The 24138-nt window shown below is 43.7% G+C and carries 21 protein-coding genes and 1 pseudogene; 12 read left to right on the top strand and 10 right to left on the bottom strand.

The window, feature by feature from the left end; translation table 11 throughout:
- Positions 1–102: 102 nt before the first annotated feature.
- Genes OEG80_RS05145 through OEG80_RS05135 form a run of 3 tightly spaced genes read left to right on the top strand, consistent with a single transcriptional unit; the run spans position 103 to position 4602 of the window.
- Entirely contained in the window at positions 103–1311 is a 1209-nt protein-coding gene (locus OEG80_RS05145) for an acetyl-CoA C-acetyltransferase (protein WP_263242140.1), read from the top strand.
- 56 nt (positions 1312–1367) lie between these two features.
- The gene (locus OEG80_RS05140; protein ID WP_263242139.1) at positions 1368–3551 is read left to right on the top strand and encodes a 3-hydroxyacyl-CoA dehydrogenase NAD-binding domain-containing protein; all 2184 of its coding nucleotides are present in this window, start codon (positions 1368–1370) and stop codon (positions 3549–3551) included.
- Positions 3544–4602: a CaiB/BaiF CoA transferase family protein gene (locus OEG80_RS05135; RefSeq protein ID WP_263242138.1), complete on the top strand. Its 1059-nt coding sequence runs from the start codon at positions 3544–3546 to the stop codon at positions 4600–4602. Before OEG80_RS05140 ends, OEG80_RS05135 begins: the two co-directional genes overlap by 8 nt.
- Before the next feature lie 472 nt (positions 4603–5074).
- On the opposite strand, the gene OEG80_RS05130 is transcribed toward OEG80_RS05135, so the two are convergent.
- A complete protein-coding gene (locus tag OEG80_RS05130; protein WP_263242136.1) occupies positions 5075–5980 on the bottom strand; it encodes a LysR family transcriptional regulator in 906 nt (301 codons plus the stop codon).
- A 150-nt stretch (positions 5981–6130) separates the two neighbouring features.
- Here OEG80_RS05130 and OEG80_RS05125 point away from each other — a divergent pair, with 150 nt between their 5' ends.
- The 4 genes from OEG80_RS05125 to OEG80_RS05110 all read left to right on the top strand — a co-directional run bounded on the left by OEG80_RS05125 (position 6131) and on the right by OEG80_RS05110 (position 9014).
- Complete coding sequence (locus OEG80_RS05125) at positions 6131–6520, top strand: DoxX family protein (protein ID WP_133104536.1); 390 nt, start codon at positions 6131–6133, stop codon at positions 6518–6520.
- 77 nt (positions 6521–6597) lie between these two features.
- A complete protein-coding gene (locus tag OEG80_RS05120; RefSeq protein ID WP_133104535.1) occupies positions 6598–7320 on the top strand; it encodes a YoaK family protein in 723 nt (240 codons plus the stop codon).
- A 239-nt stretch (positions 7321–7559) separates the two neighbouring features.
- Positions 7560–8270, top strand: a complete 711-nt coding sequence (locus OEG80_RS05115; protein ID WP_133104534.1) for a pirin family protein — start codon at positions 7560–7562, stop codon at positions 8268–8270.
- A gap of 135 nt (positions 8271–8405) precedes the next feature.
- Positions 8406–9014: a nitroreductase family protein gene (locus OEG80_RS05110; protein ID WP_011513876.1), complete on the top strand. Its 609-nt coding sequence runs from the start codon at positions 8406–8408 to the stop codon at positions 9012–9014.
- A 148-nt stretch (positions 9015–9162) separates the two neighbouring features.
- Here the strand turns inward: OEG80_RS05110 and OEG80_RS05105 are convergent, their stop codons facing one another.
- From OEG80_RS05105 to speB, 5 genes and pseudogenes are all read right to left on the bottom strand, one after another.
- Positions 9163–9294: an aldehyde dehydrogenase family protein gene (locus tag OEG80_RS05105; RefSeq protein WP_133104532.1), complete on the bottom strand. Its 132-nt coding sequence runs from the start codon at positions 9292–9294 to the stop codon at positions 9163–9165.
- 27 nt (positions 9295–9321) lie between these two features.
- Positions 9322–9438 (bottom strand): annotated as a pseudogene (locus OEG80_RS05100) (aldehyde dehydrogenase family protein); the annotation flags it as partial.
- A 207-nt stretch (positions 9439–9645) separates the two neighbouring features.
- The gene (locus tag OEG80_RS05095) at positions 9646–11052 is read right to left on the bottom strand and encodes a YjiH family protein (RefSeq protein WP_263242133.1); all 1407 of its coding nucleotides are present in this window, start codon (positions 11050–11052) and stop codon (positions 9646–9648) included.
- Positions 11053–11172: 120 nt separating this feature from the next.
- Positions 11173–12933 carry a 5-guanidino-2-oxopentanoate decarboxylase gene (locus OEG80_RS05090; protein WP_263242131.1) on the bottom strand — a complete coding sequence of 587 codons (1761 nt, stop codon included), beginning with the start codon at positions 12931–12933 and terminating at the stop codon, positions 11173–11175.
- A 119-nt stretch (positions 12934–13052) separates the two neighbouring features.
- Positions 13053–14021: an agmatinase gene (gene speB, locus OEG80_RS05085; protein WP_201532048.1), complete on the bottom strand. Its 969-nt coding sequence runs from the start codon at positions 14019–14021 to the stop codon at positions 13053–13055.
- 227 nt (positions 14022–14248) lie between these two features.
- Here speB and OEG80_RS05080 point away from each other — a divergent pair, with 227 nt between their 5' ends.
- Positions 14249–15169, top strand: a complete 921-nt coding sequence (locus OEG80_RS05080; protein ID WP_263242129.1) for a LysR family transcriptional regulator — start codon at positions 14249–14251, stop codon at positions 15167–15169.
- A gap of 32 nt (positions 15170–15201) precedes the next feature.
- Here the strand turns inward: OEG80_RS05080 and nhaC are convergent, their stop codons facing one another.
- The 4 genes from nhaC to hppD form a co-directional block, all read right to left on the bottom strand.
- Complete coding sequence (gene nhaC / locus OEG80_RS05075) at positions 15202–16626, bottom strand: Na+/H+ antiporter NhaC (protein WP_263242128.1); 1425 nt, start codon at positions 16624–16626, stop codon at positions 15202–15204.
- Positions 16627–16718: 92 nt separating this feature from the next.
- Positions 16719–17060 (bottom strand): 4a-hydroxytetrahydrobiopterin dehydratase, encoded by a 342-nt coding sequence (locus tag OEG80_RS05070; RefSeq protein WP_263242125.1) that lies wholly within the window; start codon positions 17058–17060, stop codon positions 16719–16721.
- Positions 17061–17155: 95 nt separating this feature from the next.
- On the bottom strand, positions 17156–18031 hold the full coding sequence (phhA, locus tag OEG80_RS05065) for a phenylalanine 4-monooxygenase (RefSeq protein ID WP_263242124.1): 876 nt from the start codon (positions 18029–18031) through the stop codon (positions 17156–17158).
- A gap of 204 nt (positions 18032–18235) precedes the next feature.
- Positions 18236–19342: a 4-hydroxyphenylpyruvate dioxygenase gene (gene hppD / locus OEG80_RS05060; protein WP_020443699.1), complete on the bottom strand. Its 1107-nt coding sequence runs from the start codon at positions 19340–19342 to the stop codon at positions 18236–18238.
- 154 nt (positions 19343–19496) lie between these two features.
- On the opposite strand from hppD, the gene OEG80_RS05055 reads away from it, so the two are divergent.
- The 4 genes from OEG80_RS05055 to OEG80_RS05040 all read left to right on the top strand — a co-directional run bounded on the left by OEG80_RS05055 (position 19497) and on the right by OEG80_RS05040 (position 24086).
- The gene (locus tag OEG80_RS05055; RefSeq protein ID WP_263242121.1) at positions 19497–20426 is read left to right on the top strand and encodes a LysR family transcriptional regulator; all 930 of its coding nucleotides are present in this window, start codon (positions 19497–19499) and stop codon (positions 20424–20426) included.
- 188 nt (positions 20427–20614) lie between these two features.
- Complete coding sequence (locus tag OEG80_RS05050; RefSeq protein ID WP_263242119.1) at positions 20615–21811, top strand: amino acid aminotransferase; 1197 nt, start codon at positions 20615–20617, stop codon at positions 21809–21811.
- Between the two features lie 255 nt (positions 21812–22066).
- The gene (gene fahA / locus OEG80_RS05045; RefSeq protein WP_263242118.1) at positions 22067–23356 is read left to right on the top strand and encodes a fumarylacetoacetase; all 1290 of its coding nucleotides are present in this window, start codon (positions 22067–22069) and stop codon (positions 23354–23356) included.
- Between the two features lie 154 nt (positions 23357–23510).
- Positions 23511–24086, top strand: a complete 576-nt coding sequence (locus OEG80_RS05040; protein WP_263242117.1) for a VOC family protein — start codon at positions 23511–23513, stop codon at positions 24084–24086.
- Positions 24087–24138: the final 52 nt, after the last annotated feature.

Here is a 24138-nt window from a genome sequence, read left to right as displayed (position 1 = left end):
ATGTTATTAAGCCAAATGTTCTTAAGTATTGAATTGAGGAGAGTACGTTCTCTTCAAAACTTCATTTAACAAATATCCAATGAAATATTAAAAGGATTTATTATGACTGAGACCGCTTATATCTATGATGCCATCCGCACCCCACGTGGCAAAGGTAAAAAAGATGGCTCCCTCCATCAGGCGTCACCTATTTGGCTCGTTCGTACGCTACTCAAAGAGATGCAACAACGCCATAATTTAGACACCCGTTTGGTAGACGACGTCATTTTAGGCTGTGTGACACCAGTCGGTGAGCAGGGTTCTGACATCGCACGTATCGCCGTTATCGACGCCGATTGGCATGAGAGCGTGGCAGGGTTAACGCTGTCACGCTTTTGTGCATCTGGTTTAGAATCCATTAACCTTGCAGCAACCAAAGTCATGTCTGGTATGGAAGACTTAGTCGTTGCCGGTGGTGTTGAGTCAATGAGCCGTGTACCAATGGGTATGGACGGCGGCGCTTGGTATATGGATCCACGAGTAAACGATGCAGTTCAGTTTGTACCTCAAGGGGTTGGCGCTGATACTATTGCTACCTTAAAAGGTTTTAGTCGTAAAGACGTTGACGAGTTTGCCTCAGAGTCACACAAAAGAGCAGCGGCTGCATGGGAAAAAGGCTACTACGATAAGTCAGTCGTTCCCGTAAAAGATCTAAACGGTTTATTACTATTAGACAAAGACGAAACCATTCGTCCAAACACTTCAGTGGAAACGTTAGCAGGCCTAAACCCATCATTTATAATGCCAGGTAAAATGGGCTTCGATGGCGTTATTCTTGATAAATATACGACGATTGAAAACGTAAATCATGTTCATCATGCGGGTAACTCTTCAGGCATCGTTGATGGTTCAGCATTATGTCTTGTGGGTAGTAAGGCTGCTGGCGAAAAAGCAGGTCTAAAACCACGCGCTAAAATAACGATGGCATCTGTGATTGGTTCAGAGCCAACCATCATGTTGACTGGCCCTACCCCTGCCTGCAAAAAAGCACTGACTAAAGCCGGTATGACTGCTGCTGATATCGACCTTTGGGAAATCAACGAAGCATTTGCAGCTGTGCCGCTTAATACCGCTGATGACTTTGGTCTCTCGCTTGATAAAGTGAACGTCAATGGTGGCGCTATCGCTATGGGTCACCCACTGGGTGCGACAGGCGCGATGCTGCTGACCACGGTACTTGATGAGCTTGAGCGCCGCGATCTAAAAACAGCAATGATTACCCTATGTGTCGGCGGTGGTATGGGTATTGCTACCATTATTGAGCGTGTTTAAGCCTCAAATATTACCTATATATGGACAAACCTACGCATAGAAAATAAGGATATCGAATGAACACAAACAGCGTAAATGCCATTAATGAATTAAACAGTTTTTCAGCAGAATCAGACAACGGTATTATCACGGTTACTATCGATCAAGTAGATCGTAAAATGAATGTCATCGGCGACGGCTTTAATGACGCCTTTGCTACATTGACTAATGCTTTTGTCAACGACCAAGAAGCAAAAGGTTTGATTTTAACGTCTGGTAAATCAACCTTTGTAGTTGGCGCAGATATTGACCAACTGGCCACTATTGAAACTGCTGAGCAAGCGTTTAACTTGGTTGAAGACTTAAAAGCTAGCCTGCGTAAACTTGAAACGTCAGGTAAGCCAGTGGTTGCTGCTATTACTGGTACGGCACTAGGTGGCGGTTTAGAGCTGGCGTTAGCTTGTCATTATCGTATCGCCATTGACTCTCCAAAGACAGCGTCTAAAACCAAGCTGGGTTTACCTGAAGTTAAGCTAGGCCTATTGCCAGGTGGCGGTGGTACACAGCGTCTGCCACGTTTAGTTGGTATTCAAAAAGCACTTGAACTGATGACGCAAGGCAAAACGCTTAGCGCACAGCAAGCGGTTGACATTGGTCTTATCGATGATGTGGCTCATGACAATGATGAGCTTATCAGTAAGGCTAAAGCGTGGATTAATGAAAACCCAAAAGCGCAGCAGCCATGGGACAAAAAAGGCTTTAAAATCCCAGGCGGTGACAGCAAACATCCTAAAATAGTGCAAGTATTTTCGATTGCGCCAGCGATGGCAAATCAAAAGTCGCACGGCAATTATCCGGCAATCACCCATATCTTATCTAGTGTCTTTGAAGGCTGCCTAACCGATATCGATAACGGTCTTAAAATCGAATCACGCTTTTTTGTCGCTTGTGTATTATCAGACGCGTCCAAAAATATGATAAATACGCTTTGGACACAGTTAAATAGTATTAAAAAAGGTCAGTCACGCCCAGAAGGGTTTGAGCGTTCTAAAGTAAGCAAAGTCGGCATACTTGGTGCTGGCATGATGGGTGCGGGTATCGCTTACGTCTCAGCTAAAGCGGGTATGGAAGTGGTGCTGTTAGATACGGCTATCGAAGGCGCTGAAAAAGGCAAAAACTATTCTGCTAAGTTGCTCGACAAGGCTATCAGCCGTGGTCGTTCAACGGAAGAGAAAAAACAAGCACTGTTAGACCTTATTAAAACCACAACGTCTTACGACGATTTAGAAGGCTGTGATTTAATTATCGAAGCGGTATTCGAAGATGTAGACATCAAAGCTGAATGCACGCGTAATGCTGAAGCAGTAATTCCAGAAGATGCCGTTTATGCGTCAAACACGTCAACCTTGCCTATCACTGAACTTGCCAAAGCCAGCAAGCGTCCAAACCAGTTCATCGGTCTACATTTCTTCTCGCCAGTAGATAAAATGCCATTGGTTGAGATTATCGTGGGCGAAGAAACCGATGATGCCACTTTGGCTAAAGGTTTTGATTATGTCGGTCAAATCGGTAAGACACCTATCGTTGTCAATGACAGCCGAGGCTTCTACACTTCTCGCGTCTTTGGTACTTATGTCTCAGAAGGTATTGCCATGTTAAGTGAAGGTATTCATCCTCGTAGTATTGAAGTGGCTGGTATGAAATCTGGTATGCCGATGCCGCCACTCGCACTGCAAGATGAGGTGTCACTAAGCCTATCATTACATGTCATGCAGCAAACCAAGCGTGCCTTAGAAGCGCAAGGCAAAACCTTTACACCGCATCCAGCCATGCCAGTGGTAGAAAAAATGGTCAAAGAACTTGGCCGTGAAGGTAAAAAGGTTGCTAAAGGCTTCTATGACTATCCGCAAAATAGCGAGAAGCATCTATGGCCTGAGCTAACTGAACTGTACCCAACGACAGATGAGCAGCCGTCTCAGCAAGACTTGGTAGACCGCTTACTTTACGTGCAAGCTAATGAGACCGCGAAGTGTTTCGAGGAAAATGTTGTACGTACTGTGGCTGATGCAAACGTAGGTTCAATCTTCGGTTGGGGCTTTGCACCAAACCAAGGTGGTACATTACAGTTCATCAACTCAGTAGGCGTCGATAAATTTGTAGAGCGTAGCCGCGAGCTTGCGAGCAAATACGGTGAGCGTTTTGCACCTGCACAAATATTAGTAGATATGGCTTCAAGTGGTGAGGAGTTTGTAGATGGTTAATCAAGCTGATGCTATGAAAGACTGCTTACAGGGGCTGCGCGTCGTTGATTTGACGCGTAACCTTCCGGGGCCTTTTGCGACTAGACTGCTTGCAGACTTAGGCGCGGATATTATCAAGATTGAACCGTTTAATGGCGATCCAGCCCGCGCTTTTGGCGAGCTGTTTACCGCATTGAACCATGGTAAAGAGACTCAAAAAGTTGATTTCCGTGATCCAGTAGGTATTGAGATGATCAAAGCGCATCTTAAAGATGCGGACGTGATGCTTGATAGTTTTCGTCCTGAGGTGCTTGAGGGCATGGGACTGGACGCTAAGACTTTGCATGCCATTAATCCAAAGCTGGTTATGGTATCGATTACTGGCTATGGCGTAGCTGATAGCGACGACATCACTCATGACTGGGCGGATAAAGCGGGTCATGATGTCAACTTTATGGCGATGAGCGGCGTGCTTGACCAGCTCAAGACGGCAAATGGCGATCAGTCAATGCCTAACATCCAGTTTGCAGACTTAGCAGGTGGCAGTGACACGGCGGTGATTGCTCTTTTGGCCGCTGTATTTTCAGCACAGCGCACGGGCAAAGGTCGCCACGTTGCCGTCAGTATGACTCACAGCTTGTATCAGCATCTGGTTATGCCAAAAGCGACTGGAAAGCTGGTGGCAAGCTTTACTGGTAAAAACCCAAAGCCGCAACATGATTTCTTAGGTGGTTTATTACCTTGTTATCGGTTGTACAAAACCGCAGATGGTCGTCATATGGCGGTCGGCTCTTTAGAGTTAAAGTTCTGGCAAGGATTATGTGAGGTATTAGAATTGCCTGAGCTTAAGACTAAGCATTGGCAAATGGGGGTCATGCCTAATACCAAGGACAGTCAAGAGGCAGCACAAGTGGTTGCTGATACCTTTGCCAGCCATGATCTTGCCCATTGGCAGCAGGTTTTTGAATCCACCGATGTTTGCGTCACACCAGTGCTAACCTTAGAGGAGGCAAAAGCGCATCCTTTATTTGCTCACCAAGATGAGCATGGTGCGACACCGGGCTGGCAGTAGAATGACATACTAAGAACGCTATTTTAAAGTTAATCGTCAAAAACCAAAAAAGGTTTATGCTGCAAAAAATCGTTCATGATACCAACATTAAAAATATCAGCAGCAGCGGTATCGACACCATGCACACAAAAGGCTATATAAAATCTTTGTCGTTAAAGCAGATCTAAGTTTGACTAAAGAGGAAGTCTTGCAATTTTGCAAAGAAGATTTAACGGGATGTAATAGTTATCGCGGTGATAGCAATAAGATACGGCATATGAACCTAAAACATTATTTGCATTGTTGTTTTTAATTATCTTTATTCAGGCATTTTGAGACATCAAAAATAACCACTAATAATTACTACTCATTTAGTTAAGAGCAGTCGTTGTCAGTACCATGGGCAAGTATTTAACACCTATTAAGTTGCTCTAAGCGAATCTATACAGGCATTACAAACTTAAGCAAAACAAACACCAACGCATAAACAAAGTTAAAAACGATCCCAATAAGGATCATCGCCAAAACGCTCAGCGATAAAATCGATTAGATAACGGCAGCGCTGCGATAAGAAACGGTTTTTGGGATAAACAGCATAAGCATTTAAAGTCGGCAATTGATACTGCTGCATGATGGGCACAAGTGCACCACTGGCTAAGGTTTTGTAAGTAATAAAATTGGGCAAAAAAGCGATTCCATGACCTTTTACCGCCATTTCTCGTAAAAAGTCGCCATTATTGACCTTTATCTTTGAGTTGATAGCGACTTGGTGCTTTTTACCTTGCTCATCTATGAGCTCTATCGTGCTGGATTTATTTAGACCGTATTGTAAAAACTCATGCTTGGCAAAATCTTCTAGGGTAGTTGGTGTGCCCATTTTACTCAAATATTCAGGGCTGGCACATAAGGTATAGCGAATCAGCGCCAGACGTTTGGCTTGATAGCTCGAATCCTGCAGTTCTCTAATACGAATCCCCAACTCAAACCCTTCTTCAACCAAATCTGTATGCCGATCAGAGAAATCGAGCTCAAAGTTCAAATTGGGATGCTGATTGGCATATTCATCAATGACATCATTTAGATGCATCAAGCCAAATGATAATGGCGCGGTCATTTTTAAGGTGCCCTCGATACGCGTAGGCGCACCACTGGTTTCTTCGTTTAGGGCGTCAACTTCGCTCAGTATATTGCTCACCTTTTGGTAATACTGCTCACCGGCTTGGGTTAAGTTGGATTGGCGCGTGGTGCGGCTAATAAGTTGACTGCCCAAGCGCGTCTCTAAATCCTTGAGGCGACGGCTAACCGCTGATTTGGCAATATTTAGTTGTTCGGCAGCCTTGGTAATGCTACCGGCTTCAACAATGCGTACAAACATTGCCATGTCTTCTAATTGTCCCATATAAGATGCTCCTTGACTGTTCTCTAAATAAGAACTGTTATTTGCGATTATTACGGTTTATCTATATGTGGTCAACAATTAAAATATAATCATTACTTAGCGACATATAAACGATTTAGATCCACATTGTGACATTTTTGGAGAATTACTATGGATAAATTACAAGAGCTTAGCGCCCCAATTGGTCGGCTATTTTTATCAATGATTTTTATCTTTTCAGGCTTTACCAAAATCACAGGCTACGCTGCTACTCAAGGTTATATGGAGTCGATGGGCGTACCTGATACGCTATTACCGTTGGTGATTGCCCTTGAGTTATTTGGTGGCATTGCTGTTTTGCTTGGTTTTAAAGCACGCCTGATTGCGTTATTGTTCGTGGGTTTTAACATCATATCAGCACTGCTTTTCCATCAGTTCTGGATTGATGAATCACAAATGAACCCCTTTATGAAAAACATCGCGATAGCAGGTGGGTTCTTGATGATTTTTGCTCATGGTGCAGGTGCTTATTCAATTGATCACAGCAACACGCGTAGATAATTGCCTATAACTAAAAGTAAGAAAACGATGGTTAAACGTGTATTTATGCTCACTTATACTTATGACAGCTCCTTATCATGACAACTAACGCTCACAGCCCATCTAATGATAACTTACCAAGTTTTTGGCAGCGTCATCAAACGCCTGTGTTATTGACAGTGGTTGGCGGTGCCATTGATACCATTGGTTTTATCACCTTGTTTGGTTTCTTCACCGCACATGTCACGGGTAACTTGGTAATGGCGGGCAGTGGCTTGGTGAAAGGTGAAGCCGGTCTATGGATTAAACTTGCCGCCTTACCGTTATTTATTTTGACGGTCATGGTGACCAAGATATTTATTGACCATAGTAAAAATAAACAGCTAACACTGAGCCATTTATTCTTAGCGGAAGCATTTTTTCTGACCACTTTTATGATTGCCGGTTTGTACTATCAGCCTTTTGTCGATGCTGGTGATATAACCGTGGCGATAACGGGTGGATTAGGCTTAATTGCGCTGGCGATTCGTAATACCGCTAGTAAAACGGTGATTAAGCATATGAGTCCGACAGTATTGATGACGGGTAATACTACGCAACTGGGTATCAATCTGACCGATTACTTGGTCAATCGCACAGCGGACAATCGCAAAAAACTGGCACACAGCTCAGTATTGGTATCTAGCTTTTTAGTAGGCGCATTAGTGGGTGCGTTGTTATATATGCAGCTAAGTTTTTGGGCAGTAGGCTTATTTGTTTTGCCCGTGCTGTATCTATCAGTTAGGGCGCGTGATAGAGACTTTTTACAACATATTGCGTAATCGATTTTTGGGTTTATGGCAACCGTTTATGCAACTGACCCTGTTATAGAGTCCATGGTTCTACTATGAATATGTGGCGCTATCTCTGCCATCCAATTGTTCTAAAAAAAAGAATAGTTAATTGCAGTTAACGTTGTTTATCTATTATAGGACAACAATTATAATGGACCCATTGTTTAAACAAGTCAATTAATAATACATTTATAGACATTTAACCTATTAATATCTAAGGATAAATTATGAAAACGATCTATCATGCAGCAGACTCTCGTGGCGATGCCAACCATGGCTGGCTAAAAAGCAAGCACACTTTTAGCTTTGCTAATTATCATAATCCAGATCGTATGGGTTTTGGTGCGCTACGCGTCATCAATGATGACTTCGTCATTGGTGGTCAAGGCTTTGGTAAGCACTCACACCGCGATATGGAAATTATCAGTATTCCTTTATCAGGTAAGCTCGGTCACGGCGATAACATCGGTAATAATGGCATCATCGAAACCGGTGAAATCCAAGTCATGTCAGCGGGTACTGGTATCACGCACAGCGAAATGAATGGCGATGACAAAGAAGAGGTGAAGTTCCTACAGATTTGGGTTATTCCAAATAAAATGAACGTTGAGCCTCGTTATCAGCAAGTTCGTATGGACGATATCCTAAAGCCAAATGAGTTCAATCAAGTATTGTCACCCAATGCTGACGATGCAGGCGTATGGATTCATCAAGATGCTTGGTTTAGCATGGGTGATTTCGATAAAGGTGTTACCCATACCTATCAGCTAAAAGATCCTAACAATGGTGTTTATGTCTTTGTCATTAGCGGTAAAGTTGTCGTAAACGGTAACACTTTGGATACACGCGATGGCCTTGGTGTTTGGGATACTAAGAACTTTACGATGGACGTCATCGATGATGCTAAAGTATTGCTAATGGAAGTACCAATGAGCTAATGGACGCTTCAACGCATTTTAATTTATCTATACTAAAAGATAATTATTGGAAGTGTAGATACTGGATATAACCATTAATAGTACCGATCATTTATTAGTTCGAATCAATTTATATTAACCATGTGGAGAAATACTATGTCAGACCTAAATACCTTACAACAACTTGCTGAAAAACGCCGTTCTATCTATGCGTTGAGCAATCAATTACCCGTATCGAATGACGAAGTCGTTAAGTTGGTTGAGCATGCAATCTTGCATACGCCGTCGTCGTTCAACTCACAATCGACGCGTGTTGTCGTATTGTTTGGTGAAGAGCATCAGAAACTGTGGAATATCACTGAAGAGACGTTACATGCAATCGTTGGTGATGAAGAGAAGTTTAAATCAACAAAAGACAAAATCGCGGGCTTTAAGGCGGGTGCAGGTACAATCATGTTCTTTGAAAATCAAAGTGTCGTGAAAAGCATGCAAGAAAACGCGCCGTTATATGCAGATAAGTTCCCCATTTGGGCACATCAAACCAACGCGATGCATCAGTATGTTATTTGGACGGCTTTGGCCAGTATCGACGTTGGCGCAAATCTGCAACACTATAATCCTATTATCGATGACAAAGTTGCTGAAGCATGGAATATTGACAAAGACTGGACGCTAAACGCTCAAATGGTATTTGGTGCTATCGAGCAGCCTGCAGGCGACAAAACGTTTAAGCCTGTTGAAGAGCGCATGAAAGTATTCGGTTAATATCGCATAGTTTTTAATACTAAGCTGCTCACAATATAGACAATAAAACCGCTATCGAAATATCTTAGCGGTTTTATTGTTTTGACATTCTTTATTGGCTTAAAAAAGCCTCCTTATTGGAGGCTTTTCTGTGTACAGATTTTGAGCATTATTGCGGTAACAAGACATGCTTGCTCTTTTGATAAGCTGATAGACCACCTGCGCCCAACTCTCGACCAATACCACTTTGCTTAAACCCGCCCCAGCCTGCTTCTGCCAATACTATTTGTTGCTCATTTATCTAAATACGACCTGCTTGGATTAATGTCACCTCAGAAGGTTTTAACAGTACGGTACAGCCTGCAGCCAATGCAAAGGCTAATTTCCAAGCAGTGGTTACCATTGGAAAATTCCACGGGACAATAAGCGCACAGATATCAACGGGTGTAAGACCGATAGACTTGAGTAGCGACATCCACTGCCATATCTACGCGGGCTTTTGTGCTCAGTCTGGTCTTAGTAATAACCTCTCCTAAATTTGGGTCATATAATGCATAAGTATCTTTCTCATCATCTCGGTCTACCGCTTCAATAGCTACCTTTAATCAGGCACAACCGACTGCTGGCATAGCATTACGCACAAGCACATTTTTTAATACAACAGATGCGCCACAGTGGTAATGACCACCAAACTGATCAGCGTGCGCAGAATAAAAATCATAAATAGCTCTAGCACATTCAGCTTAATGTTTGATTTTAGAATCAGCGCCCCTACTTCAGACATATAGATAATCTGGGTAATAGAAGCTGCACCAACGATAAATCTTGTCATCTCACTCTCAATACTCTTACCAACTAACGCCGGCAAATACATATCAGCAAAGCCCATAATCATCGCTGGTGCCGCTTCAGCAGCTTCTGGAATTTGTAGCAATTCAAGCACTGGTACGAGCGGTGCCGACAACCAATTAAATACAGGTGTATACTCGACTAAGCCAAGACCGATGGTACCGATAGCAAAAACCACCGGAATTAAGCCAAAATAGATATCAAACAAGTTCTTTAGGCTGTGTTTAAAAACTTTACCCAAGCTTGGCATAGAGTGCGCGCGCGTGATGGCACGGTTGAGCGCCCATTGATAGGTGGTGTACTCAGTTGGAATCTCTTCATCAAGCATGCTCTTACCTAAGTGATAAGTATCAGGCTTCAAAGACAATGGTGGTAGGCGCGGCATGATAATGGCAGCAATAAAGCCCGTTAAGGCAATGGTCAGATAAAAATACACAAAGTTATTGTCAACGCCGATGGTTTTGGCAACCACATAGGTAAAAGCGATGGAGGTGACCGAAAAAGTCGTTGCGATAATGGCTGCTTCGCGCTGACTGTAGTAGCTTTTATCATACTCTTGCATGGTCACAAGTAAACCGATAGATGCGGCGCCAAACCAAGAAGACATAGCATCGACGGCTGAGCGACCCGGCAACCGGAACAGTTTGACAAACACCTTACTCGACAAGGTACCCAAAAATTCCATCAAACCAAAATCCGTCAGAAACGGTAAAGATAAAATAGCAAAAAAGAACAAAGGTATCAAAATAGGAATCAGGTCTTCAAAAATGACGCCGCCAGTATTGCGGTTGATAATAAACTCAGGTCCGATTTGTAGGTAAATCATCCAAACAAATAGCGCCCCTAAAAAGCGCGCGGATAGCCAAAACCAATCGACATCAAACAACTTTGCACGCATAGAGTCTGCTGGCAGGTTAGGCTTCAAACCTTTGATCGCTAGCGCCCCTACAAAGGAGACTGTAACAATCGCTAATGCAGTGTAAACAACATAACCTCCAACCAATGCTTGCAAGGTATCGGTAAGCACTCCTAATAAAATAGTGACCTTGCCGTCCCATTGAAACGGGATGATAAATAACGCAATACCCAATGCTGAAAACAGCAAGAACTTCCACATTGCGGCGCGCCATTGTGCGCCTTGCGGGGTCTCTGACACACTAACATGATTGCCCAATATGGGCTGCTGCGATTGATCAATAACATTTGACATCTGATTCCTCCTTGATAAGCGACGATCACCAATTTTTCCCTTTGGCGGTCTGAACAATGCTCGGATTGAGTGAATTGGTCGGATCTAATTTTATTAATTATTTTTAGTACAAATCAATATTCAGCTAAAGCAGGTAAAGGTTTTACCCATTTCAAGAAGAAATTCATCAGCTTCATCAACTTCATAAATCATCGGTTGTGTGCCTTTGATGTCTTCTTTTAATACCTCGATCAGTTGCTGTTTGGCTGTGATTCTGCGATAGCCTGCGCCAAATCCTGCGGCTAATGGCTCAAAGTTCGGGGTTTTAATATTGACCCCAATCAGTGGCATGCCACCCTCTTCCATATAGCGGCGAATCTCACCATAACCTTGGTTGTTCCATAACAGCACAATCAATGGCAGCTCAAGCTCGGCGGCGCAGATTAATTCTGCGATGGTAAACTGAATGCCACCATCGCCAATCAGACTCACAACCGGCGATTTTGAGCCAATCATGGCACCAATAGCGGCAGGCAAACCATAACCCAAGGTGCCAAAGCCAGTCGATGAATTAAACCATCGGCGCGTCGCTAAGGCCTCAAAACCAAGGTTGCCACTATAAACAGGCTGGGTCGAGTCACCAACAAATATGACGTCTTTTACTTCATCTCGAATCAGCTGTAGCAGCGCATTTTGACCAGCAAAGTCTGGTGTCATTTCCTCTATCAACGCCTGCTTTACCTTTGCTACTCTCACGAGGGCTTGATGATTCAGCGGTTGATTTTCTAAGCGCGTACATAAACCGCTAATGGCCATTTGCGCATCAGACAATAGCGTAATATCCGCTCTAAACGGACGCTGTAATTGCTGGGCATCGCAGTCAATGCGAATCAACATGCCATTGATTTGGAAGCCACCGTTAAAGAAAACATCGTAATCAGTCTCGCCAAGCTCAGTACCAATCGCCAATACTAAGTCGGCCTCGCTAATGACGGCGCGACCGGCGTCTAATGACTGATTGCTACCCAAACTCAACGGATGAGCAGGTGGCAGTAAACCTTTGGCATTGATGGTCAAAAAGGTGGGCGCATCGATAAGTTCTGCCAGTTTTTGCGCGTCATGATTAACATCAACGCAGCCACCACCATAGAGCAATACTGGATTTTTTGCCGCTTTTAGAGATTCAACAATCAAATATAATTGCGCAGGATGAGGTAGTGGTCTCATGACTTGCGGTAGTGTTAAACCATCATCAGCTTGGCTTTTTGCAGTGTTATTTAAATTTTTAGTTTTATTAAAATTAGAGGTTAAATCAGGCGGCTTGGCGACATGACTGGCATCGGCGGTAATCACATCAATAGGCAACTGGATATGAACTGGTCCCAGACGCGCGCCATTAAATAACGCAAAAGCTTCAGCGATGACTTTGGGTAACGACTCAGGTTGCCAGATGGTTTTACTCATGAGCGCAACCTTACTGACCATACCTTGCTGGTCATGCAATTCATGCAAGTGCCCTTCACCGCTGCCGGTATGCTGCACTTTATTGACACTAGATATCACTAGCATCGGTATAGAATCTGCCAATGCTTGCGCCATTGCCGTCATGATATTGGTCATGCCGGGACCGGTGATGATAAAGCATACCCCGACTTTGCCAGACGCGCGGTAATAACCATCAACCATAAAGCCTGCGCCTTGCTCATGACGCGGTGTCACGTGGCGGATATCGGTATTGGGCAGGCCACGATATAGCTCGACCGTATGTACGCCCGGAATACCAAATACCGTCTCAACCCCGTAATATTCTAGCCACTGTACGAGTAGCTCACCGCAAGTTAGAGATGAGGTAACTAGCGCAGATTTTGGCAATGAAGAAGGCGTTTGGAGAGAATGCGTCATGAGTTAATCATCCTAAAAATTCAATAGCAAGTAAATAAGTCGTTCAGTATCAAATCCAAGCTAAACCCAAACTGCCCTTTAATTCCTTATAAAGGACAGTTTGGAATTATAAATCATGCTCAATAAATGGCTTTGACTTTGTCGTCATAGCGCACGCCCGGTAGAATACATAGCATCTCAAATAGCAGGTTCGCGGCTAGTACTGAGGTGTTACCAAACGGGTCATACGGCGGTGACACCTCTACCAAATCGCCACCAACCACATCAAGTCCGCGCATACCACGAATGATCTCAATAGCTTGTGTTGACGTTAAGCCACCGATTTCCGCGGTGCCCGTACCCGGTGCAAACGCAGGATCAATCCCATCAATATCAAAACTTAGATAGACGGGACCATCACCTAGCTTCTCGCGCACTTCTGCCATCAAAGGTGTCAGTGATTTATACCAACATTCTTCAGCAGGCACTACTCGAAAACCTTGCTCGGTTGACCAATCAAACTCTTCAGCACTATAACCCGTACCACGTAAGCCAATTTGTACCACACGGTTGCCATCAATGAGGTTCTCTTCAACTGCGCGGCGAAATGGTGTGCCATGAGCAATTTTTTCGCCAAACATTTCATCATTGATATCAGCATGCGCATCGATATGCACCATCCCAACAGGCCCATGTTTTTTGGCAAGCGCACGTAAGATAGGCAAAGCAATGGTATGATCGCCGCCTAACGTTAAAGGAATAGCGCCATGACTGACGATTTTATCGGTATAGAATTTTTCGATAATATCGACGCTTTTTAGCAGGTTAAAAGTATTGATAGGAACGTCGCCAATGTCAGCGACTTGCAAAGACTCAAAGGGAGCGGCGCGAGTGGCGACGTTATAAGGGCGAATCATGCGTGATTCATCGCGAATCTGTCTCGGACCCAATCTTGCACCGCTACGGTTTGAGGCGCCAATATCTAAAGGCACCCCAACAAATGCGACATCCAGTCCTTCAGCATCGGCTTGGGTTGGCAGGCGCATCATAGACGCAAAGCCGCCAAATCTTGGCATGTCGTTGCCGCTTAATGGTTGATTGAATTTCATCACTTACATCCTTGTATCGATTGGTCAAAACAGACAATTTGTCTATATTACTTTTTATCTATGCCACTTTTTCTATAGCTCTGACAATACCTAAATATCAGAGGCGAGACCATGGTAAAATTTAGAAGTAAACTTCTGATTTTTCGTAGTAACTTTGATTTATTCGTTATTTATAGAAGTTTTATAAAGGGTTGATTAAGACAATAGATACGGGGACATGACTTTCGATGCTAGATGAATTGATAAAAATTGACATCAAAACCCTGCGGAGCTTTATGGCCATCGTAGAGTGTCAAGGTGTGACCGCCGCGCAGTCACGCTTAAATGTCACGCCGTCTGTCATCAGCGGTCATTTGACCCATTTAGAAGACCGCTTGGGTATGACACTTTGTCATCGTGGACGCGCGGGTTTTAAGCTCACCGAGGACGGTGCCGCGGTTTACGAGGCTTGCTTAAGTTTTACCGAAGCGGTGGCAAGCTTTCAGCATCAACTGCATTATATTCGGCAACTGGATTCGGTACGCGGCGGTCATATTCGGTTATGTCTTATCGATCAGATGCCGACGGTTTTTTATGATGCCTTACGTCAGTGCTTGGCAGCAAGCTATCGTAATAATCCATTGATACATTTTTCTATCGATGTGCAAAGCCCTGAGAGTATGCTCGACAAGTTACTTAGCAATGAAAGTGATATTGGCGTGGGCTATTTTGGCAGCTTCCCACCCCTATTGACTTTTCAGCCCGCATTTATCGAAAAGCAAGTGGTCTGCTGCGGACGCGAGCATCGGCTATTTTATGAGGCAGAAGGTTTAACCTTTGAGGATTTGGAACACAGCTATCCATGGATAAAACGAGGCTATATTACTGATTTGAGTATCAATCATGTCCGCCCAAAAACGTTAAGCGCCACCACTTACCATATGGAGGCGACCGCGCAGTTGATTTTGGCGGGTCATCATGTCGGCTACTTGCCCAATGACTTGGCAAAGCGTTATGAAGAGATGGGAATGATGAAAATACTGTTGCCCAATGAGGCAAGTTACGAGGTCAAGCATCATTGGGCCTATCGACAAAACCTACATAAGCACGTCGCTGATTTTTTAGAGCAGATGATTAGTCTATTACGAAAAAACCCCTTTAAAGAATGAATATTCTTTAAAGGGGTTTATGTAGCCGTTATTTAATTAACTGCTTGTGCTTTTTGATGCTTACGGACGCTAGACCCATCTTTGCGCGTAATCGTTATCCCTGTAAAGCCAAACAATATCGTCAGTAGCAGTGATAAATAACAGAAGAACGCATAAGGTAGATAATCAAGCACTGGCACGCCTAACGCTTGACTGATAAACACACCGCACACACTCCATGGTACAAGTGGATTGATCACTGTACCGGCATCTTCAATGGTGCGTGATAGATTTTTTGGATGCAAGTTCAAGCGCTCAAACGTCGGACGAAATGCCGTACCCGATAAAAGAATACTCAAATACTGCTCACCGATGAGGACATTGATACTGAGTGCTGACATGGCAGCGGCAAAAATGGCGCGTCCTGCTGTCGTTAAATTGTCTTTGATACCAGATAACAGTGCTGGCAAGATACCCAATGCCGTCAACAATCCGCCTAAACTCAGCGCCAATATCACGATGGCTTGAGTAAAGAACATACTTTGCACACCGCCACGCGACAGCATACCACCCACTTCATCAAGCTCCAATGATTCTGCGGGTGTATAACCTGCAAAGAAATAACCGCCCAACTGCCCAACGTTTGGCGTGCTATGCATATAAGTAATGATAATTGCCACAGCAATGGTACAAATAATGGTGTAAATGGCATTAACTCGAAATAGAGCCAGCGCAATCAAGACCACAAATGGCAATACCGCATAACCATGTACCAAACCACTGTCAATCAATTGTCCTTTTAGCACCGTTACTTGACTTAAATCTGAGCCAGCTGTCTGTCCTGAGAAAAACCAAAATAATATAACCGTTAATATCCATGCCGGAACTGTGGTATACATCATATTGCGTATATGCTCGAACAAATCGATGCCTACAACTGCTGAAGCAATGGTACAAGTATCCGATAATGGCGACATTTTATCACCAAAAAACGCCCCTGATACCACAGCGCCTGCCGCTATCGCAACGTTAGCATCAAAGGCATCACTCATACCAATGAAAGCCACGCCAAGCGTCGCAGCAGTCGTCAAACTACTGCCCAAAGCGATACCGATAATAGAGGTCAATACAAAGGCGGAGATATAATAATACTGCGGAGATATCAGCTCAAAACCAAAATACATCAGCGTTGGGATGGCACCAGACATCATCAAAGCGGCGACCATCAAACCGATAAAGAAGAATAAATAGATCGCACCAATACCGCGCATAACGCCGGATGCCATTTGCGCTTGCATGTCATCAAAACTTAATCCTTTAAATAGACCAATGCCTAGCAGGACACAGATAGCGAGGATCAATGATAAATGCGGTACCCAGCCAAAACCAATCATGGTAACGCCCATGATAGCAATGACAATGGCTGAAATCATAAATGCCAGTTGCGGTGAGATTTGGGTTAGAATTTTTGGAGGCATCACACATCCTTAGAGTGCCAGTAGAGTCTGGCAACAGGGTTTGATTTTAGGGTGACAAGTTTAATCAGTTGCTAGCAGTATTGCTACTCTGATTATTTGGTGAGTAAGCTGTCGGTCTTGGCTGCCATGACAAAGTCATTGCGATGCAAACCTTTAATACTGTGCGACCACCAAGTGACCGTCACCTTGCCCCACTCTACCAATATGCCCGGATGATGCCCTTCTGCTTCAGAAATCTCAGCAAGCTCATTGGCAAATGCCATTGCTAAAACGAAATTCTTAAATTTATATTGGCGCTGTAATTGCTTGATGCCATCGATTTCAATCAACGTCCACTCTGGAATTTGTTGTAATAACTCTGTGGCTTCGCTGTCGCTGACTGTCGGTGCGCCAATACGGCAGGCTTCACAGCTGGCTTGTGATAATGACGTCATGATAATATCCTTTTATATTAACTATTAGTTTTTTAATGAATGTACGTCCGTGTTGACGTTGGTTCTTTTACTACTTATAAAAAATGCACTATCTATTAAGCCGTCTTAATAGCATATGTTGGCTCAAACAATCCTAAACTCATCGCCTTTTTTACAGCGCCCATAATGTCGCTATTCACGATATCAAATAACGTATCCAAATCGTCAATTGCATAATAGATAGGCTGAATTTGATCAATACGGTAAGGCGTGCGCAATACGTCAATCAAATCAAATGCACGACAGTCCGGTTCATCGCTTAGGGCATAGATGGTTTCAGACGGTGAGCTTAAAATGCCGCCACCATAAATCTTGCGGGTTTCTTTGGTCTCGCCCATTAGACCAAATTCGATGGTGAACCAATATAGGCGCGCTAAGTAAAGACGCTCTTGCTTAGTCGCATTTAGACCAAGCTTGCCATAAGTCTCATTAAAAATTGCAAACGCAGGATGGGTCAGCAGCGGACAATGCCCGACGATTTCATGAAAAATATCTGGCTCTTCGATATAGTCCATATCATCAAAGCGGCGGATAAAGGTCGCAACCGGAAAGCGTTTATTAGCTAAGAGTTTGAAGAATTTACCGAAGCTTATTAACGCTGGTACAGCAGCGGTTTGCCAACCAGTACTGGCTTGCAATACTTCATCAATATCTTGTAGTTGCGGAATATGCGTTGCTGGTAGCTTGAGTTTCTCTAAACCCTCAAGATAGGCTGAACTGGCACGATTGGGTATTTGCTTGGCTTGACGTTCAAGCAGTGCTTGCCACATCGCGTTTTCATCGTCACTATAATGAATATGACCATGATCGTCTGGCTGACGCGATACGTAAGGGTGCTTCTTCTGAGTTAAATGATGAGTAGAAGCTTCAGTGCTTAACGAATTGCTACTGAGAGGCTTTATGTACGCAGTTGTCTGGTGACGGCTTTCCATGCCTAGTTTCCTTATATTGCAATGAGTCCAATACCTTGGTATCAGTCATTTGCTTTATTCACTTTATCTGCCTCGCTTTTAACGTTTATTATTAATAGCAGAGTAACAAAGGTAATAAGGACAAGATAAACCCCTTTCATCTTGCCCTTTTGATACTTGTTTAAAAGTGCTTTTTTAAAGGCACTCTTAAGAAATCTCTGAAAATTATGGCGCTTCTGTCTCTATCTCTGTCTGACCAACCATACCGCGGCGTACTTGGTCGCGCTCGATAGATTCAAACAATGCTTTAAAGTTACCTTCGCCGAAGCCCTCTTCGTAATCGCCTTTACGCTGGATAAACTCAAAGAATACTGGGCTACCTAAGATGGTTTCAGAGAAAATCTGTAGTAACAGACGTGGAACATCACCTTCCGTTGTGCCATCTAACAAGATACCGCGCATCTGTAGCTCAGAGATATTCTCGCCATGACCTGGTAGACGCTCATCAAGCATCTTATAATAAGTATCATTTGGTGCCGTCATAAGCGGAATGCCCATCTCTCGCAATTTGTCGATGCTAGACAATAGGTCATCACTCAATAGCGCGATATGCTGGATACCTTCGCCATTAAATTGCATCAAGTACTCTTCGATCTGACCGCCGCCCTGCTTTGACTCTTCGTTCAATGGGATACGAATTTTGCCATCAGGTGCAGTCATCGCTTTACTGGTCAAACCAGTATATTCACCTTTGATATCGAAGTAGCGGATTTCACGGAAGTTAAAGATACGCTCGTAGAAGTCAGCCCAGTAAGCCATGCGCCCACGGTAGACGTTATGCGTTAGATGATCGATGACTTTGAAGCCAAAGCCTTTTGGATGCTTATCAACATCAGGCAGATATTCAAAGTCGATGTCATAAATAGAGTTACCAGCGGTAAAGCGGTCGATAAGATAAATGAGCGAGCCGCCGATACCTTTGATCGCTGGCAGACGTAACTCCATCACCCCTGTTTTGACATCGACTGGCTCAGCACCGTTTTCGATCGCTAAATCATAAGCTTGCTGGGCATTTTTTACACGAAAACCCATGCTGCAAGCGCCGGCACCATGCTCACCTAGAAAGTAGCTACCATGGCTTTTTGGCTCACGGTTTAAGATAAGGTTGATGTCTCCTTGACGAAACAAGGCAACATCTTTTGAGCGGTGATTGGCGACATGAGTAAAGCCAAGGTTGCGAAACAGCTCTTCGACAAGCTCAGGCTCTTGTGAGACGAACTCAACAAAATCGAAGCCTTGTAGACCCATAGGGTTGTCAAATAAATCTGCCATTGTCATCATCCTTAATTGCAATTGGTGGTATAAAGCGCTAAAAATTAGCAAAAAATAAGTTTCATCAATCATTCCTATTGACGATTCATTTATATTAGATTAGCTTGATTTATAAGACTAATCGTATTTTTTGATTTATTTATCAGGTTTACTTATGAATATCAGCATTCGCCAACTTACCGCTTTTATCAAAGTCGCTGACAACGGCAGCTTTACTCGTGCCAGCGACCAGATGCATTTGACCCAATCTGCCGTTAGTGGATTGATAAAAGAGCTTGAATCTAGCCTTGGCATTGTGTTGTTTGATCGCACTACACGCCAGCTGTCGTTGTCGGCAGTTGGACGGCATCTATTGCCGCAAGCTCGGCGCATCTTAAATGAGATGCAGCTGTTTGAAAATGAAGCCAGTAGCTTAACGAGCTTAGCGCAAGGTCAGGTCAGGCTCGCTGTATCACAGTTTGCGGCCTCCTCTATGCCAGCGGTTATCGCTCAGTTTGCCAAAGAATATCCTGAGATTAGCGTGTCTTTGCTCGATTGCTCAGCAGAAAATGTCTTAGAACACATTCAAAACATTGAGGTGGATTTGGGCGTGGGCACTGAGCTTGAATTTATGGACGCTGAAGATGACATCAGCGCCGATTTGTTATATCAGCTGCCATTCTGTGTGGTCATGCCTGATAGTCATGCGCTGGCACGTAAATCTGAGATTATTTGGCAAGATTTGATTGATACGCCGCTTATTACCCTGCAAGGTCCATTTATTGAGCAAGTGACCGCAGAGCTTGATGAGCGCATCGCAAACCACATCCAGCAAGCACGCTATAAAGTAAATTTTATGTCGACGGCGCTCGAGATGACCCGTCAAGGCTTTGGTATTACCTTGTGTCTGCCTTATATGCCGGAGGTGATAGACTGGGTCAGCGCTAATAGTTTGCAGATGCGACCTTTGACGCAACCTGTCAAAATGCGCCGATTCTTTATTTACCAACGTTCATCGCGAGCTTTATCGCCAGCGAGTATCGCTTTTAAGCATTTTTTGCAGCACTACTTTGCGAGCCATTTTGATGATTTGCAAAACATTTAACAGCCAGCTTTCTACCCTTTATCAAAACAAGTCAGACGATGATTCAAGAAAATGGCATCACTAGGCAAAAAAATGCATGAATTGATGGGGATAATGGAATCTAACATTGAGTTAATGCCCAAACTGGTTTATGCTTTTTAGCGCCTCAACTTATACCTTTGTACTTATATCCCTTGTAAGGAAAACACATGTTTGAACGTATCGATTACTATGCCGGCGACCCAATCTTAGGATTGATGGACAAATTTGCAGCCGATAACAACCCAGATAAAGTCAATTTGGGTGTCGGTGTCTATTATGACGAAGATGGCAAAATGCCCGTACTTGAGTGTGTAAAAACGGCTGAACAGCGTATTGCCGACCCCATCTCTCCGCGTCCGTACTTACCAATGGCAGGTCTGCCAGGACATCGTAAAGGTTGTCAAGAATTGCTGTTTGGTAAAGATGCTCAGATTTTACAAGATGGCTTAGTGGCTACTATCGCGACCATCGGTGGTTCTGGTGCATTAAAAGTCGGTGCAGAATTTATCAACGAATGGTTCCCGCAATCTAAGTGTTACGTGAGCGACCCTACATGGGGCAATCACATTGCCATCTTTGAAGGCTCTGACGTCGAAGTCGGTAAATACCCGTACTACGACACTGCTACTGGTGGCATCAAATTTGATGAGATGATTGCGTTTTTTGAGACATTGAATAAAGATGACGTTCTGTTACTTCACCCTTGCTGTCATAACCCAACGGGCGTTGATTTGACTCGTGAGCAATGGGATCAAGTCCTCAACGTCATTCAAGCGCGCGAGCTGATTCCATTTATGGACATTGCTTACCAAGGCTTTGGCGAAGATATGGACAGCGATGCTTATGCCATTCGTAAAGCAGTTGATATGGGTCTGCCATTGTTTGTCAGCAACTCATTCTCTAAAAATCTATCGTTATATGGCGAGCGTGTCGGCGGTCTATCAGTCGTTTGCCCAACGGTAGATGAAACTGATCGCGTCTTTGGTCAGCTGAACTCTATGGTACGTCGTATTTACTCAAGCCCGCCATCACATGGTGGTCGCGTGGTTGATATCGTTATGAACGACGAAGCCTTGCATGAGCAATGGATTGGCGAAGTATATGCGATGCGTGACCGTATCAAATCTATGCGCACCAAACTCAAATCAGTATTAGAAGAAAAGATCCCAGGTCGTAGCTTTGATTACTTGACCGCACAAAACGGTATGTTTAGCTTTACAGGTCTGACGCCTGAACAAGTTGCACAACTACAAAGCAAGTATGGTATTTATATGGTATCGAACTCACGTATGTGTGTTGCCGGCTTAAACAGTAGCAATATCGACTATGTTGCCAATGCAATGGTTGACGTTTTAAAAGATTAATTCCCTAATCGCTTTTATTAAAATATAAACAAAGGCTAAGTATCATTACTTAGCCTTTTTTCATGCGTTGGATTTCGTAGTGGTGATATTTTTAGCAAAAAGAATAACCAAATAGCTTTTCGTCTCGGTCAATACTCAATCAATTTATAGAACGAGCACATAAAAAAACTTGCAATCGATTACGCTATAAATTACATTATACGTAAGTAGTTAATTATAACGTAATTTAATATTCGCTTTAGCAAGGAGCCGATCATGTCAACGATTGACAAAAACCTCTCATCTTTCCTCGATATCGCAACCGATTCTGACTTCTCTATTCATAACCTGCCTTATGGCATTTTTAGTGACAGCATCGACGGCAAACGTCGCGCTGGTATCGCTATCGGCGAGCAAGTGTTAGATCTATCGGTACTTGAAGCTGAAGGGCTATTAAGTTTAGACGGTGGTTCATATTTCGATCAAAATACCTTAAACGCCTTTATTGATTCTGGTCGAGACAACTGGACCAAAGCACGTCAAACCATACAGACGTTACTTTCTAGCGACTGCGATACCTTACGTGATAACGAAGATTTGCAGCAAAAAGCCCTATTTAAGCAAGCGGATGTCACCATGCATCTGCCGGTTCAAGTGCCAGGCTTTACCGATTTCTATTCGTCTAAAGAGCACGCAACCAATGTCGGTACTATGTTCCGTGACCCAAGTAATGCCTTACTGCCTAACTGGACTGAGATGCCAGTAGGCTATAACGGACGCGCCAGCACCGTCATCGTCAGTGGTACAGATGTGATACGTCCATCGGGTCAGCTAAAACCCAATGCCGATGACCGCCCTATTTTCTCACCTTGTAAGCGTCTGGACTTTGAGCTTGAAACGGCGTTTGTCATTGGCAAAGGTAATAATATTGGTCAACCAATTGCCGTAGATAATGCTATTGATCATATTTTTGGTATGGTTTTGCTAAACGATTGGTCAGCTCGTGACATTCAAAAATGGGAATATGTGCCGTTGGGTCCATTTAACGCCAAAACTTTTGCCTCTGAAGTGTCTCCTTGGATTGTGACGATGGAAGCCTTAGCACCGTTCAAGATGCCATGCCCAACGCAAGAACCAAAGCCGCTTGCTTATCTGAACGAAAAAGACAGCAATAATAGCTATGACATCCATTTGTCAGTAGAACTATTGCCTGAAAATGCTGAAGAAGCAACGGTGGTTTGCGAAACCAATTTTAAACATATGTACTGGTCAATGGCGCAGCAGTTGACTCACCATACTATTACTGGCTGTAAAGTAGAAGTGGGCGATATGATGGGTTCAGGGACTATCTCAGGACCGACGCCTGATTCTTATGGCTCAATGTTAGAGATTGCGTGGAATGCGACCAAACCAGTGACCCTACAAGGCGGCGAGACACGCAGCTTTATCGAAGATGGTGACACGGTCATCATGAAAGGCTATAGCGAAAAAGACGGTATTCGTGTTGGCTTTGGTGAAGTACGCGGCAAAGTATTGCCTGCCCTTACCTTCGATTTTGACAAATAGTACTTATTTGTTGACCTGTATATAGTAAACGTTTATGTATGAAAAGGCGTGCAAACGATAGCGTTACGCTGTTAGGGGTTAATGACTTATATTCATAATTACTAACAGCCAACCGATTGATACAAATTGTACGTCCTATCAAAAGGAGTTTGATATGAGTTTTAAAATTGAAAAAATCCATCATGTGGCCTATCGCTGCAAAGACGCTAAAGAGACCGTTGAATGGTATAAAAAATATCTGAATATGGATTTCATCCTAGCATTCGCTGAGGATCATGTACCTTCGACCAAAGCCTTTGACCCTTATATGCATGTGTTTTTAGATGCGGGCAATGGCAATGTATTGGCATTTTTTGAAGTGCCTAATCAGCCTGAAATGGGCTTTGACCCTAATACGCCAAGCTGGGTACAACATCTAGCGATGAAGGTAAAAGACCGGGATGCCTTAATGGCAGCTAAAAAGCATTTGGAAGAAAACGGCATCGACGTGGTCGGTGTGACGAATCATGGTATCTTCCATTCTATCTATTTCTTCGATCCAAATGGACATCGTATGGAGCTTACTTACGATGATATTACCTCAGAAGAAAAAGTTTCGATGATTACTGAAGAGATGAAATATGCGATGCTGGACGAATGGTCACGTACCAAACGTGCGCCCGCTCATACTCAGTTTTTACATGCGGCTGAACTAGCTGAAGCACGAGAAGTCGCGCCTGCTGGTGAGTAATATTTTTTAGCGTTTAGAGTATTCTTTATAAAATAGCTAAGATAAGTTTTAG

The organism is Psychrobacter sp. SC65A.3 (assembly GCF_025642195.1).
GTDB lineage: Bacteria > Pseudomonadota > Gammaproteobacteria > Pseudomonadales > Moraxellaceae > Psychrobacter > Psychrobacter cryohalolentis.
The sequence above is the reverse complement of the archived record's forward strand: the minus strand, read 5'-3'. Positions and strand labels throughout refer to the sequence as shown.